We start from the raw sequence: 14,237 nt of genomic DNA on the forward strand, positions 1-14,237 counted from the left end.
TTATTTTTCTTTTATTTCATTTACTTGCCATACCATTTGCGCATGATATTTATTGTAGTTTAGCTCTGGATAGAGATTGAGTGGATATATCACCCAGAAAGGGCCTTTATTCCTGACTTTTATGTAATTCTGATCTTGTTGATAAGCCAGTATTGGTTGATATCGAAGAATATCTTGTCGGGACAATGTCGAGTGATAGTCGTTTAAGCTGCTGATATCAACCTGCTCTGGTACCTTTCCATAGACGTGTGTAAGAAGCGTGCTGAGTTTAACGCCTAAAAACTCTGACGAGGCAGGAAGCCAAGGCAATGTCATCGTGTAGCTAGTGGTAGGTAAAGCTTGGATCTCTTCCAGTTCCAGTATGACACTAGGCTGCTGGCTACTACTAAATACGATCGTATTTGCAGACAAGAATGGCGCAACAAAAAACAGACCTAGCGCGACTATCTTTTTCATCATATGCCCTTTTGAGTTTTATTCTTTTTTCTTAGCTAGGACAAAGGTGCTAGCGGTAATTTATTTATAATTATAGAGCCAACCGGATGAGATTTTATAATACGTTATGTTTCAAAAATAACTGTCGGTTTACGTCACGTCAAGGTTATTAAGTTGCTTCTTAATTAAAAGCTCAGAGTATTGGGATGATGGTAGAGTTTCGTAATGATTTCGCGGTATTTAATTGGTTTTTAGTGCAACTTTGTGTCATTTTTAATAAAGATACTGTGTCGGAAATGAGAATTTAATAAGGCGAGAAATGGATGTCGAATTTGTTCTTAAGTTACATTATTTTACATATTTAAATCATCGATATTCAGATATGTATTTGTTAGTACGTAAAGAAAATAAAGTCACCTAGTTTTGGTGACTTTATTTTTTATTTCATGAGCTTACTTAAATTAACTATGCAAACAAATATTTTGCATGGAAGTTGAGGTGCTCTTCAATAAAGCTTGAGATGAAGTAATAGCTATGGTCATAGCCTGGTTGCATTCTCAAGGTTAGGTTTGAATCGTGTATTTTTGCCGCAGCAATCAGCGCTTCCGGTCTAAGCTGCTCATTTAAGAAGCCATCAGCATCACCTTGATCAACCAAAATTGGTAATGGTGATTGTTGTTGTTTTAGAAGTTCACTTGCATCGTATTGCTTCCAGCTTTCAAGCTCCTTGCCTAAGTAAGCAGTAAAGGCTTTTTGTCCCCAAGGGCATTGCATTGGGTTACTGATTGGACTGAACGCTGAAATAGAACGGTACTGTTCTGAATTTTTCAGACCAATGGTGAGCGCTCCGTGGCCGCCCATACTGTGACCGGAAATTGACTTCACGTCAGAGACTGGGAAGTTACTTTCGATGATCGCAGGCAACTCCTCAGTCACATAGTCGTACATACAGTAATGCAGTGACCAAGGTGCTTGCGTCGCATTAAGGTAAAAGCCAGCTCCTTTTCCTAGGTCATAGCTTTCGTCGTCAGCGATACCTTCGCCTCTCGGACTTGTGTCTGGTGCAATGATCGCAATGCCAAGCTCGGCCGCCATACGAAATGCGCCCGCTTTCTGCATAAAGTTCTCATCGGTACACGTTAAACCAGAGAGCCAGTATAGCGCGGGTACGGGATTTGATTTCGTTGCGTTAGGTGGCAAGAATATCGCGAAGCGCATGGTGCAGTTTAGGGCATTGGATTCGTGTGTATATTGCTTGTGCCAACCGCCAAACACTTTGGCTTGGCTTACATTTTCAATGGTCATGAATAAACTCTCTAATTAGCAGAAGGAATTCAGGCTCCCCAAAAGGAGAGCCTGAGGCAGCATTATTGATCCATATGGATAACTGTTCGGATGCTCTTACCTTCATGCATCAGATCAAACGCTTTGTTGACGTTGGCTAATCCCATTGTGTGGGTAATGAACTCCTGTAAGCCGAATTCACCAGCCATGTAACGGTTTACGATTTCTGGAAGCTCAGAGCGACCTTTAACGCCACCGAAAGCGCTGCCACGCCATACACGACCAGTTACCAGTTGGAATGGACGAGTTGAGATCTCTTGACCTGCACCAGCAACACCAATGATGACTGACTCACCCCAACCTTTGTGACAGCACTCAAGTGCTTGGCGCATCACGTTTACGTTACCGATACATTCGAATGAGTAGTCAACACCACCGTCTGTCATTTCAACAATCACTTCTTGAATTGGCTTGTCGAATTTTTGTGGGTTGATGCAATCAGTTGCACCAAGTTGTTTCGCTAGGTCGAATTTGCTTTCGTTGATGTCTACACCGATGATGCGGCTGGCACCAGCCATGCGAGCACCGATGATTGCAGAAAGACCGATACCGCCGAGACCAAAGATTGCCACTGTGTCGCCTTTTTCAACTTTAGCTGTGTTTAATACCGCACCCATACCAGTGGTTACGCCACAACCTAGAAGACAAACTTCTTCAAGTGGTGCTTCTTTGTTTACTTTCGCTAGTGAGATTTCTGGAAGAACCGTGTACTCAGAGAAAGTAGAACAACCCATGTAGTGGAAGATAGTTTCGCCGTTGATAGAGAATCGGCTTGTGCCATCTGGCATTAGGCCTTTACCTTGCGTTTCACGAACGGCCTGACATAGGTTCGTTTTGCCAGATTTACAGAACTTACACTCACCACATTCAGCAGTGTAAAGTGGGATAACGTGGTCGCCAACTTCAACGCTTGTTACGCCTTCGCCTACCATTTCAACGATGCCGCCACCTTCGTGACCAAGGATTGAAGGGAAGATACCTTCAGGATCATCGCCTGATAGAGTGAATGCGTCAGTGTGGCAAACACCAGTTGCTACGATACGTACTAGCACTTCGCCGGCTTTTGGAAGTTGTACATCAACTTCTTCCATCTTAAGCGGCTCACCTGCAGCCCAAGCGACCATTGCTTTTGATTTTATGTGAGTTTGACCAGGTTTGATTTCAAGCGACATTGGATGTTTCCTTTATATTTTCAGTATATGGAGTGACGTAATAAGCGTAGTTAAGGTTTGCTTACCGCGCTGCGTCGTTTTGTTGGTGCTCATTTTAGGTGTTTCAGTAAAAATGATAATCCGTCTATTTTGAAAATGATTTTTACATATGCGTAATAATGATAAGGTGAGCGTGTAAAAAGAGTGCGATGCCTCCTTAAAGCGGAAGGGAAATGGAAAAGGTGATTGACCTGAAGTTAGATAGAGGGGCTAAAGTAGAAAACAGTCAAACCATCAGCTAAGTAAGAGTGATTATGAATAAGACGGATCTGAGTGCCTATTTAACCAAGCTAGGCTTGCCTAGTGAATTGCCCGCCGATTTGGAGTCATTGCACAGAGTTCACGTGGCGCAGCATCGTTGCCTGCCGTTTGAGAATTTTGACATCGCATTGCAGCGAGGCGTCTCTGTTGAGATTGAAGATATTATTCAAAAAACCGTGTACCACTCTCGCGGTGGTTACTGCTTTGAATTAAATGGTTTAATGCTTGATGTGCTCAACACTCTTGGGTTTGAAGCGCGAAGTTTGCTAGGGCGTGTACATGTGTCTGGTACACCAACAGGTCGTAGTCATCAAATCACGTTAGTGACGTTAGAGGAACAAACATGGATTGTCGATGTGGGTTTTGGCTCCAATACCCCTCGAGCGCCATTGCCATTTATCCTTGACCAAGTGATTCAGACGGATTTACAAACCTTCCGTTTTGTCAAAGATGCTCAGTTTGGTTATTTCCTCCAAGTGCTTTCAACCGATGGAACGGACGTGTGGAACAATCTATACAGCTTTGACCTAGAGTTCGTGTGTGCTGGTGACATTGCATGTAGCAACTTCTTTACCTCGACTTCGCCTAATTCGCGTTTTACTAGCGCAAGAGTCGCTGCTAGAGCGACAGAAAGTGGGTTGGTGACGCTGCTTAACTACACACTCAGATGCACAAATCATGAAGCGCTAACAGAAATAGAGCTAGAGCCAGGTCAAGCCTACCTGGATGCGTTGAAAGAATATTTTGGTATTGAGCTTGATGCGCAATACGACGATCTTCGTCCGTTACCTGACGCGTAAAGTTTTCCCGTTTTCAAAGCGTAGCTCGACGAGAACAATGTAATCACTATTTGTCTAGAAGAGGTCGACAGGAATACAGCATGGCGAATTGGGAAGGAGTCAGCGAGTTTGTTGCCGTAGCGGAAACTAACAGCTTTACAGCTGCCGCGGCTAAACTGAAAACGTCAGTGGCACAAATCAGTCGCCGCGTATCGGCACTTGAAGAGCGTCTTGCGGTTAAGTTACTGCATCGCACGACGCGAAAAGTTTCTCTGTCTGAAGCTGGACAGCTTTATTATCAGCAGTGCAAACACTTGGTCGAAGGGCTAGAACTAGCTGAGCTTGCTGTAACGCAAATGCAAACCGAACCGCGAGGTTTGCTGCGTGTGACAGCGCCTGTGACCTATGGGGAAATGAACCTCGCACCGCTCTTGCATCAGTTTTTGGAGAAGTACCCGCGTGTGGACCTCGATTTAGTGCTGACCAATCAAAAACTGGATTTGATAGAGCAAGGGGTAGACGTGGCGATTCGTCTTGGCCGCCTGCAAGATTCCAGCATGATCGCAAAGCGTCTTTCGTCGCGTCAAAATTACGTGTGTGCTAGCCCTATGTATTTGGAGCGATTTGGCGAGCCTCACACATTATCCGAACTGGCTCGACATCAGTGCTTGGTTGGTTCGGTCGATTATTGGCATTTTAAGGAAAATAAACGCGATAAGTCTTTGCGCGTATCGGGGAGAATTAAATGCAATAGTGGTTTTGCGCTAATGGGCGCCGCCAAACGTGGTTTGGGTTTAGTGCAGTTGCCGGACTATTACGTTCAAGAAGCTCTAGATAACGGTGAGCTAGTCGAGGTGCTGACCGATTACCGAGACGACCGTGAAGGCATTTGGGCACTGTATCCACAAAGCCGAAATTTATCGCCCAAAGTGAGGTTGTTGATCGACTTTTTAGCGCAGGAACTAGCGGATTAGAGTTTTCATGAACTTTAATACAACTGAAGTCGCTAAAACGCCCGGTGATGCCGGGCGTTTTTATTGGGATAAGCGCTTGAACTGGAAATAAATGAACCACTATTGGTTGGATTCCGCGTCTTCACGTTTAATCACTTTGTGCCCATCTTCAGACACGCCTTGCTTCCAATAGCTGCTGATGTAGATATTCTCGCGATCGACTTCTTTTTCGTTGCGGAAATATTGGCGCAGCGCACGCATTGAATCGAACTCACACGCACACCATACCGAAGCGTTACCATCTAACCACTCGAGTTCGCGAACGCTATCAGCCAAGGTTTGCTGTTCAGTTAGCCAAATCAACTCCATACCGGCTGGCGTGTTTAGGGGTTGAATGTCGGCTGGAGACATCACGCTGATCACAGCGTAGCCTTTGGCCTCTTCTGGCAGCGTACGAATTTTCGCAGAAAGTGCTGGAAGTGCTGTCATATCGGCAGCCATGAAGAACCAATCCGCCTCAGTATTTAAGTTGGAGATGCTACCTGGCGCAACAATGCTGATCGTGTCGCCTTTTTGCGCGGCCATTGCCCAACGCGCTGCAAATCCGCATTGCAGATCTTGCGTTACGTGTCGGACGAAATCCACTTCGATTGAACTGGTTTCTGGATGAAAGCGTCGAATAGTGTAGGTGCGCATGATTGGTCGGTCGTCTTCTGACAGGATGCTCAGATCCGCGCCGCCCATATCGTTAAACAGTAATTTGATGTAACTGCCTTCGCAGTCACGAGGAAAGTGGCTCAGCGCCTCACCTTGCAAGGTAATGCGCTGCATGTTTGGAGTGATGGTTTCTGTGTCTGTGACAACAAGCGTTTTAGGTTGAGGCTTCTTTTTCATTGTTACTTTACTCGATAATTATTCTCTTTCTCATTTAAAGATTATCAAGTTCCCTAACAAGAGGGTAGCGTCTTTAAACAAATTTACACTGTGAATTAACGCCAAAGCCTCAAGAAAAATATTACCTCTATCCTTTCTCTAACCACGTAAAGTGAGTCGTTTTTTAACCATAAATGGACTTATATCATTGGAATCGTAGACAAAAGCAACAGCGCAGCCATACTGTAGTTGAACCCCTTAACGCGTTTATCGGTGGTCAACCAACGCTGCAATTGCATACCTGCCGCCGTCCAAAATGTCACCGATGGCAAGTTAGCTAAACAGAAGATACCGGCGATAAAAGTCAGTTCGAGCCATGCACCGCCACTGCTGTATACCGTAATGGCCGTCAACGCCATCGACCAACCTTTTGGGTTCACCCATTGGAATGCGACAGCCCCTAAAAAAGACATCGGGCGAAAATCATGTTTTGCTTCGGTTTTGTCGCTGGTGGCGATTTTGTACGTCAAGTACAGCAAATAACTCAAGCTCAATACTTTTAAAATCGAGTGGGTGAGCGGGTAAGCGTGGAACAGGCCCATCAAGCCAATACCCACCAAAATTAGCATGGCACCAAAGCCGAAGGTAATGCCCAACATGTGTGGGATAGTGCGTTTAAAGCCGACATTTGCCCCTGAGGTCATCAACATAATGTTATTGGGACCCGGCGTAAAAGTGGAGACAAAAGCGAACAACGCCAAAGCGCCCAGTTGATGATATTCCATAGATTGTTCCTTGAATCAGTTCTCGATAAGTTGAGAACAACTATAAGTAGAACTGAGGTCAATATTGTGCTTTTATTTGATGATTAGAAAATAAATAAGCAATGAAACATCATGATGGATAGATTTGACGAAAGAATATTGCAAGTGCTCAAACGAGACGGAAGAATCTCCAATGTGGAGCTGTCGGAACGCGTTGGTTTATCTCCGTCTGCAACCTTACGCCGAGTGCAAGATTTAGAGCGTAAAGGCGTTATCAAAGGCTACCGAGCAGTACTGGATAATCAGCAACTTGGCGTGGGTTTTGTTGCTTATGTGTCGATTGGTTTGGCCTCGCACTCTAAGCAGGCACAGCTGGGTTTCGAAGAGCATGTGCGTTTTGTAAACGAGGTGGTGGAATGTCACAACATTACCGGATCTAACGAATATCTCATACGCGTAGAGACGCGAGATCTCGCCGCTTATAAAGCGTTCCATGCTGATGTGTTGGGTGAGTGCGAACACGTCAAGTCGATCACAACCATGGTGGTGATGGACACACCAAAAGACGAGCGATAGCCAAACGAGAGTGACAGTTTTTGTGGCACATGAATTTGAAGTGACTCGAAAGAGTCAGTCGAGTATGAGAATGGTTCACAACAAATGCTGGAAAGCAGATGGCACTCTTACAATTTCCATATTTATTCTCACCTTCTAAATAATCCCATCCTGCTAGTTTTGCTTAAACCGCTTGTGTTTCAGAGCGGCGAGTCAGCAAAATTAAGGATGAACGATGAAATCACATGTAACACTTTCTCTTTTGAGCTTAAGCGCTGTTGCCGCATTGAGCTCATTTAACGTCAACGCCCACGGCTGGGTAGAGTTTCCAAGTGCTCGTCAAAATACGTGTTATTTAGACGGTGGCTTTTGGACCAACGAGATCCCTAACCAAGCGTGTAAAGCGGCTTTTGAAGAATCTGGTGCGTACCCGTTTGTGCAACGCAGCGAAATTGCAGCAAACGTACCAAATTACCGAGATATGGAGCATGTGAAAGCCGTGGTTCGCGACGGTGAGCTATGTTCTGCTGGCGATACAGCTAAGAAAGGCTTGAACATTCCTTCTCCAAACTGGCAGCGCACCAATGTTACGCCAGATGCAAATAACCAGATTGAATTGGTGTTTTACGGCAAAGCGCCGCACAACCCATCGTACTGGGAATTCTATCTCACCAAGCCAACTTATGATGATTCAAAACCTCTTACTTGGAGTGATTTAGAGCTGATCGACACCGCAGGTGATGTGTATGTTGATGCGGAAAAACGCTACCGTATTCACGTGACTTTCCCTGCTGATCGTTCCGGCGATGCGGTACTTTACACTCGTTGGCAGCGTATTGATGTCGCTGGGGAAGGTTTCTACAACTGTAGTGACATTACGTTAAACGGAACGGGCACGACGCCACCGACTGACCCTGTTGATCCAACCGAACCGGGCAATAATCTGACATCTCTAGGCTACTTTGTTCAGCAAGGTTTCGGACCAGTAGAAGCGGGTGACACCATCCGTTTTCGTACGTTTAATGCGACAGGCAATGAAATTGTCGATATTTCACTACCAATCAGTGCGAACAATACGGCGACTTGGGCGGCAGAAATAGCAGATCAATTTAACGCGCAGCAAACGGGCGATTGGTATGTGGGCATTTGGCATCAAGAGATGAGCCACTACATGTTCGATAGTAACAACGTGAATGCGAACCAAGTATTAGCGCCAAGTGCAGACTTCAGTTATGCGTTGTCACTGATCAAAGCGGATGTAACGCCACCAGTTGAACCAACCAACTTGTGGGACAAGACGGCCGTATACAACCAAGGTGATGTGGTGACGCACAACGGCAAAGAATGGACTGCCCAGTGGTGGACGTCTGGTGAGGAACCAGGCACAACAGGCCAATGGGGTGTATGGCGTTAAGCCAGTTATTCGGGCTCTGAACAATAAAACCCTTCTCATGTGAGAAGGGTTTGTTTTTTAGCCTAAAACGACCACTTTGGTCGAGTGGTTGTCTTGAAAATCAGAGCACATATCGTTATTCGCTTGCTCTCCACTCGCTCCAGTTGAGCATCGCGTAGTCTGCCAGTTTTAGCATCGGAATGTCTTCGTGTGTATCACCGTAGGCATAAACAGACGCAAACTCGTCGAGCGAAAACGCCGCTTTCACGCGTGAGACTTTTCTTTCTAAACTGCAATCACCTTGCTTGTAAAAGCCACTCAGTTTTGGCTGTTCTGAGATCAGTTCACTGCACAGCAAGTGGTAACCGTTCGCCTCACACCAAGGCTTGAGATACGCATTGAGTGATGCCGACACCACCACAATGGTATCGCCTCTGTGTTGATGCCACGCCAACCTTTCCGTCGCTTCTGGCCGTAAGTACAGCGGGATCACTTCATGGGCAAACTGAGCGCCAATCGCTTCAATTTGCTGCGTTTCTTTCCCTGAAAATGCAATAAAACTGCTGAGCGGACGCATAACACGAGCGGGTAACACTCCGAGTTTGTACAGCGCATAAAATGGCATGATAGCGACCTTTCCTACTCGTTTGCGCAGGCCATAAGCAGAATAGTGGAGGAAAAGGCTAAACATATCCTCTCGGGTGATGGTGCCATCAAAATCAAACAGTGCCAGTGACGGCTTAGTAGTATCGAGCAAATTCAGCGCCTATTTTTTGGTTTAAGATCGTTTTGTGTTTATTGATAAAACACCGCCAACCAGATGGTTTCTTGCGTTGGGTCAGTCCAGCTCACTTTGTGTTTGGTATGAGCTGGAATCGTAACGTGATCGCCTGCCTCAAGTCGTTGCACGACACCAGATTCAAAAGTCAGCTCTCCTGCTCCTTTAAGAACCAAGACCCATTCATGTTCTTCTTGATCGTACCAGCCACTTTCGGGCGAGGTTTGCCCCGTTGAGACAATGCGTTCTATACGCAGGTTTTTGTGGGTCAGCAGGTCTTCGAACACTTCCTCGTCGAGGTTATTCGGTAAGTCTTTAAACAGGTTCATGGCCTTTCCTTAGAGAATGATCAGTCCAAAAGGCGCAAGCAATTGCTCTTGTTGCCAATCACAAATTTTAACACCAAACAGAGAAACGCGGCGAACATCCAGCCCGTCTAGTTCGACATGAGTCAGATCACATTGCTCAACGTTAAAGGTTCCCCATTGTTCTGGCGAGAATTCGCAGCGAGATAAATCCGAGCCTTTGAGAGTTGCCCCTGCGAGGTTCGCACCGTTCCAACGGTTTTCAAAGAGGTCACATTTTTCTAGTAACACTCGTTCGAAGTTACAGTAGGTGAGGTTGCAGCCAGTAATAAAAGCAGAACAGAAAAACATGGTGTTACTGACGCGATTAGCAAAGTTCGCACCTTGGAAGTTTGCCCCTTTGAGATCGCACTTACGTAGCTCCAAGCCCATACAATTTGCGCCGTTAAACAGGCTCATCGCCAACATGCAGTTCGTAAAGCTAGCGTCTTTTAAGTTCGCGAAGCGAAAACTACACCCTTCTAGCGCTTTGGATTCGATAAAGCGACAGTCGATGAACTTAGCATCGCGCAGATCGGCATGGTCGAAACAGCACATATAAAAGTGGCAGTTTTTAAAGGTAGCATTCTGAAAATCGTGATGAGAAAAGTTTTCTCGTTCAAAAATGAGATCGGTTTTTAACATGTCTTCTCCTTAGCTGCGAGCAGACTAGCACTCCAAGTGACTGATTTTCCAGAAAAATAACTTCTTGTATTTCAGTGCTTTACAAACCCCTCAAATCGCGATTTTAAGGGGGCAAACGAGCGTTTTAAGTGGGTTGTTTTTTGAAAATAGAAGACGTAGAGGACGAAAAAAGTTTTTGCTGGCTACGAGCCTTAACGAGAGGATTCGCATTTATGGGTATGCATGGCAACTCACACGCACAGTTTGCATTACAGAATTGTATCCTATTTGCATAATTTGTTGATCAATATGGCGTTTCTCCATACAAAAAACCTATATTTTTCACAAATTGATTTCCATCAAAATAGTAGGGTTTCTATGTGCTAGATTGCGCACAGCTCAAAAAGATATAGATACCCGTGTGCTTCAAGGCGCTGAGTTTACTTGAAATCTCAGATCAGTTAGCAGGCACCCCTTTGGGTACGACATAACGAAGCCCTACGAAAGGAAATAAAAATGAAAAAAACAATCTGCAGTCTAGCAGTGGTTGCTGCACTCGTGTCACCAAGTGTTTTCGCTCATAAACAAGGTGACTTCGTTCTTCGTGTTGGTGCGGCGTCTGTCGTTCCAAATGACAGCAGTGATAAGATTCTTGGTTCTCAAGAAGAGTTAGAAGTTGACTCAAATACGCAGCTTGGTTTGACGTTTGGCTACATGTTCACAGACAACATCAGTTTAGAGCTTCTAGCAGCAACACCATTCAGCCATGACATTTCGACAGATTTGGTTGGTAGTGATATCGCGAAAACCAAACATTTACCACCAACGCTAATGGTGCAGTACTATTTTGGCGAGTCTCAAAGTAAGTTCCGTCCATACGTTGGTGCAGGTCTGAACTACACCATATTCTTTGATGAAGATTTCAATAGTACGGGTAAAGGCGCTGACCTGTCAGATTTGAAATTAGATGATTCATTCGGTCTAGCAGCGAATATTGGTGTGGATTACATGATCAACGATCAATGGTTCCTCAACGCCGCTGCGTGGTACGCAAACATTGAGACAGAAGCAACTTATAAAGCAGGTGGAGTGAAGCAAAAAACCGACGTCAAAATTAACCCTTGGGTATTTATGATCAGCGGCGGTTACAAGTTCTAAGAAAAACCAGTAGTTACACGCACATTACTATTATTGGCATGACTTTGGGGGTGGTTACGGGGACTGCCCCTCTTTTTTATCCTCGTTTTGATTGCACATCATTTACTCCACTTAGCAACATGCAAAATTGGATCTTTACCTTGCAGATCATTTTATTGTCGGAAGATCGAAAAGTCCTACACTGATCACATAATTGAACAAGTGGACAATATAAATGAGCGACGACATCGCAAAGCATTCTTCCTCCAGATCTAAGTTGGTAAAAACTCTTTTCTTTACTCTCTGTGTTATCGCATTTGGTGCGATGTATTGGTCTTGGCAGTATTCAGACAGTCACCCAAGCACGGAAGATGCCTACGTTAGGGCAAAAATTTTGTCGGTAGCGCCTCAGGTAAAAGGCCAAGTGGTTTCTGTGGATGTCAAAGACTTCCAATCTGTTAACAAAGGTGACCTACTGCTGAAGATAGATTCACGCCCATATTTGTTGGCAGTGAAGCAAGCAAAAGCGGCATACCAATTGGCGGTCCAGCAACATGACGTTGCCGATAAGCAGGTAACTGAAGCTGTTGCGGGCTTAGATGCGGCGCGCTCTAACCTGATAGAAGCGCAAGTAGAGTACAAACGTACGGATTCCCTAGTGAAACGCAAACTGGCGTCGGACCAAGATTTAGATACGGCGAAAAACAAACTCGCCAATGCCCAAGCGAGCCTAGAGCAAGCGCGCGCGACGGTAGAAAAAGCCATTGCGAACCGTGGTGAAGAAGGCGCAGAGGCTGCGGTCGTTCAACAAGCTGCAGCACAGTTAGCGCAAGCGGAGCTGAACTTGAGCTACACCGACATTACGTCACCAGTGGATGGCATTGCCGGTGAAATCAATACGCACGTAGGCTCGGTCGTTAGCGTGGGTCAAACGCTGTTCCCTGTGATTTTAAAAGGCAGCTATTGGGTACGCGCGAATTTCAAAGAAACCGATCTTACGCATATCAAACCTGGCATGCATGCGGATGTGGTGATTGATATGTACCCAGACGTGGTGTGGAAAGCAACGGTAGAACAGCTGTCGCCTGCGAGTGGTACATCGTTCTCTTTGATGCCACCAGAAAACGCAACGGGTAACTGGGTTAAAATCAAACAGCGTTTCCCTGTACGTTTGGCATTAGAAGTACCGGCCGATGCGCCGCAACTTCGCGTGGGTGCGAGCTCAGAAGTCACCATTGATTTGCAAAGTAGCGTGCAATGAGCCATCAAATTACGGCAGACAAACGGGGGATTGCCACCGTCGCCGTGATGCTTTCTGCCATCATGGTGTTAATCGATATGACCGTTGCGAACGTGTCGCTATCGCACATGATGGGCGCGTTGGGCGCAACGGCAGACCAAATTACTTGGGTGTTGACGGGTTACAGCATGGCGGAAGCGATCTTCATTCCGATGACCAGTTTCTGGGTGTCGCGTTTTGGTGAACGCAAAGTCATGTTGGTTGCTGTGATCGGTTTTGTGATTGCCAGTGCGCTTTGTGGGCAAGCACAGTCTCTTGAAGAGATGGTGCTATTTCGCATTATCCAAGGCGCTTTCGGCGCGTCGGTGATTCCATTGGCGCAGTCGACGTTAGTGCAGATCTATCCGTATGAGCAAAAAGGCAAAGCGATGGCGATTTTCTCCATCGGCATTTTGCTTGGTCCTATTTTGGGCCCAGTTGTAGGTGGTGTGATCACCGACAACATTAACTGGCGCTGGATTTTTTACATCAACTTGCCATTCGGTTTGATCTGTACCTCTTTGATTTATCGCTATATCCATATCGACAACAAATCCAAACCTAACTTTGACTGGTGGATCATCGGTTACATGGCGTTAGGTGTGGGCGCGTTGCAGTTTGTGTTGGATAAAGGGAATGAAGACGACTGGCTCGACTCACGTATGATTCAGACCGCGATATTGCTCGCAGTCATGGGATTGGTGATGTGGATCTATCGCAGTTGGAAAACCAAAAGTCCAATAGCGCCATTGTGGCTACTGAAAGACCGAAACCTTATGGTCTCGTCATTGATGATTGCCGTGGTGTCGATGGCGATGTTTGGTCTGACGACTCAACAACCAATGCTGTTGGAAAGCTTGCTGGATTATCCGGTCTCAACCACTGGTTTATTAATGGCACCGCGTGGGTTGGCGTCAGCGGCGATGTTGATTTTGGTGATTAAGCTCAATCCGCAATTCGATCCCAGAATCAAAATAGTCTTTGGCTTAAGCTGCATCGGGATTGGTAGTTATTTGATGACGCAATACTCACTGCAGATCGATACATTTTGGATTGTGATGCCGAGTATGATTCAGGGGATGGGGCTTGGTTTAACCTTCTCGACGCTATCCACCTTGGCGTATTTAACGATTCCGAAAGAGCAATCTGTTGCGGCGGCGAGTATTTACAATCTGTTCCGTACCATTGGTAGCTCGTTTGGTATTTCTATCGCCACCACGTTCCAATATCGTGATAGTCAGCAGCAATGGCATGCACTGGGAGAGGGTATTAATCCTTATAATCCTAACTTGCATGACTGGGCGGCCAATCAGGGGCTTTCTATTACCGACCCGGTTGCGTTAGACCAATACCAACAGATGTTGCAGCAGCAATCGCAAATGGTCGCGTTTGTGCACACCTTCCAGCTTGTGGGAGTGATGTTCGTGATCATGATGCCGATGTTGGTTTTCATCCGGTCGCGTGAATAACAACAAGTTCCGGTGAACCGTGTAAGAGAACGCCTCTC

The 14,237-nt window shown here is 45.8% G+C and carries 15 protein-coding genes; 7 read left to right on the forward strand and 8 right to left on the reverse strand.

The genetic code is table 11. From position 1 onward, the window contains the following. The 3 genes from R7E38_RS01860 to R7E38_RS01870 form a co-directional block, all read right to left on the reverse strand. Nucleotides 1-456, reverse strand: a complete 456-nt coding sequence (locus tag R7E38_RS01860) for a hypothetical protein (RefSeq protein WP_005374384.1) — start codon at nucleotides 454-456, stop codon at nucleotides 1-3. A 444-nt stretch (nucleotides 457-900) separates the two neighbouring features. Beyond that, nucleotides 901-1,740, reverse strand: a complete 840-nt coding sequence (gene fghA / locus R7E38_RS01865; RefSeq protein ID WP_005374382.1) for an S-formylglutathione hydrolase — start codon at nucleotides 1,738-1,740, stop codon at nucleotides 901-903. A 62-nt stretch (nucleotides 1,741-1,802) separates the two neighbouring features. After that, nucleotides 1,803-2,951 carry an S-(hydroxymethyl)glutathione dehydrogenase/class III alcohol dehydrogenase gene (locus tag R7E38_RS01870; protein WP_047102498.1) on the reverse strand — a complete coding sequence of 383 codons (1,149 nt, stop codon included), beginning with the start codon at nucleotides 2,949-2,951 and terminating at the stop codon, nucleotides 1,803-1,805. Between the two features lie 293 nt (nucleotides 2,952-3,244). On the opposite strand from R7E38_RS01870, the gene R7E38_RS01875 reads away from it, so the two are divergent. After that, nucleotides 3,245-4,051 carry an arylamine N-acetyltransferase family protein gene (locus R7E38_RS01875; RefSeq protein ID WP_226084108.1) on the forward strand — a complete coding sequence of 269 codons (807 nt, stop codon included), beginning with the start codon at nucleotides 3,245-3,247 and terminating at the stop codon, nucleotides 4,049-4,051. An 80-nt stretch (nucleotides 4,052-4,131) separates the two neighbouring features. Then, complete coding sequence (locus R7E38_RS01880) at nucleotides 4,132-5,004, forward strand: LysR family transcriptional regulator (RefSeq protein WP_017633836.1); 873 nt, start codon at nucleotides 4,132-4,134, stop codon at nucleotides 5,002-5,004. A gap of 99 nt (nucleotides 5,005-5,103) precedes the next feature. Here the strand turns inward: R7E38_RS01880 and R7E38_RS01885 are convergent, their stop codons facing one another. Together R7E38_RS01885 and R7E38_RS01890 are read right to left on the reverse strand one after the other, a co-directional pair. Then, the gene (locus R7E38_RS01885; protein ID WP_318081656.1) at nucleotides 5,104-5,877 is read right to left on the reverse strand and encodes a siderophore-interacting protein; all 774 of its coding nucleotides are present in this window, start codon (nucleotides 5,875-5,877) and stop codon (nucleotides 5,104-5,106) included. 179 nt (nucleotides 5,878-6,056) lie between these two features. Then, nucleotides 6,057-6,641: a LysE family translocator gene (locus R7E38_RS01890; protein WP_005383275.1), complete on the reverse strand. Its 585-nt coding sequence runs from the start codon at nucleotides 6,639-6,641 to the stop codon at nucleotides 6,057-6,059. A 114-nt stretch (nucleotides 6,642-6,755) separates the two neighbouring features. Here R7E38_RS01890 and R7E38_RS01895 point away from each other — a divergent pair, with 114 nt between their 5' ends. Next, the gene (locus R7E38_RS01895) at nucleotides 6,756-7,196 is read left to right on the forward strand and encodes an Lrp/AsnC family transcriptional regulator (RefSeq protein ID WP_213965778.1); all 441 of its coding nucleotides are present in this window, start codon (nucleotides 6,756-6,758) and stop codon (nucleotides 7,194-7,196) included. 214 nt (nucleotides 7,197-7,410) lie between these two features. Next, entirely contained in the window at nucleotides 7,411-8,589 is a 1,179-nt protein-coding gene (locus R7E38_RS01900; protein WP_213965753.1) for a lytic polysaccharide monooxygenase, read from the forward strand. 115 nt (nucleotides 8,590-8,704) lie between these two features. Here R7E38_RS01900 and R7E38_RS01905 read toward each other — a convergent pair whose 3' ends face one another. The 3 genes from R7E38_RS01905 to R7E38_RS01915 are packed head-to-tail and all read right to left on the reverse strand — an operon-like array spanning nucleotide 8,705 to nucleotide 10,335. After that, a complete protein-coding gene (locus R7E38_RS01905; protein WP_115386902.1) occupies nucleotides 8,705-9,325 on the reverse strand; it encodes an HAD-IB family hydrolase in 621 nt (206 codons plus the stop codon). A gap of 38 nt (nucleotides 9,326-9,363) precedes the next feature. After that, entirely contained in the window at nucleotides 9,364-9,675 is a 312-nt protein-coding gene (locus tag R7E38_RS01910; protein WP_005383281.1) for a cupin domain-containing protein, read from the reverse strand. A 9-nt stretch (nucleotides 9,676-9,684) separates the two neighbouring features. Beyond that, the gene (locus R7E38_RS01915; protein ID WP_005374358.1) at nucleotides 9,685-10,335 is read right to left on the reverse strand and encodes a Qnr family pentapeptide repeat protein; all 651 of its coding nucleotides are present in this window, start codon (nucleotides 10,333-10,335) and stop codon (nucleotides 9,685-9,687) included. Between the two features lie 495 nt (nucleotides 10,336-10,830). Between R7E38_RS01915 and ompW the strand changes: the two genes are divergently transcribed. The 3 genes from ompW (at nucleotide 10,831) to R7E38_RS01930 (ending at nucleotide 14,199) form a co-directional block, all read left to right on the forward strand. Then, nucleotides 10,831-11,472, forward strand: a complete 642-nt coding sequence (ompW, locus tag R7E38_RS01920; RefSeq protein ID WP_017634373.1) for an outer membrane protein OmpW — start codon at nucleotides 10,831-10,833, stop codon at nucleotides 11,470-11,472. Between the two features lie 214 nt (nucleotides 11,473-11,686). Next, nucleotides 11,687-12,712: an HlyD family secretion protein gene (locus R7E38_RS01925; protein ID WP_054578558.1), complete on the forward strand. Its 1,026-nt coding sequence runs from the start codon at nucleotides 11,687-11,689 to the stop codon at nucleotides 12,710-12,712. Further along, nucleotides 12,709-14,199: an MDR family MFS transporter gene (locus tag R7E38_RS01930; RefSeq protein ID WP_005383288.1), complete on the forward strand. Its 1,491-nt coding sequence runs from the start codon at nucleotides 12,709-12,711 to the stop codon at nucleotides 14,197-14,199. The genes R7E38_RS01925 and R7E38_RS01930 overlap by 4 nt, the downstream gene beginning before the upstream one ends. Nucleotides 14,200-14,237: the final 38 nt, after the last annotated feature.

Source organism: Vibrio sp. Vb2131, assembly GCF_033338535.1.
GTDB lineage: Bacteria > Pseudomonadota > Gammaproteobacteria > Enterobacterales > Vibrionaceae > Vibrio > Vibrio alginolyticus.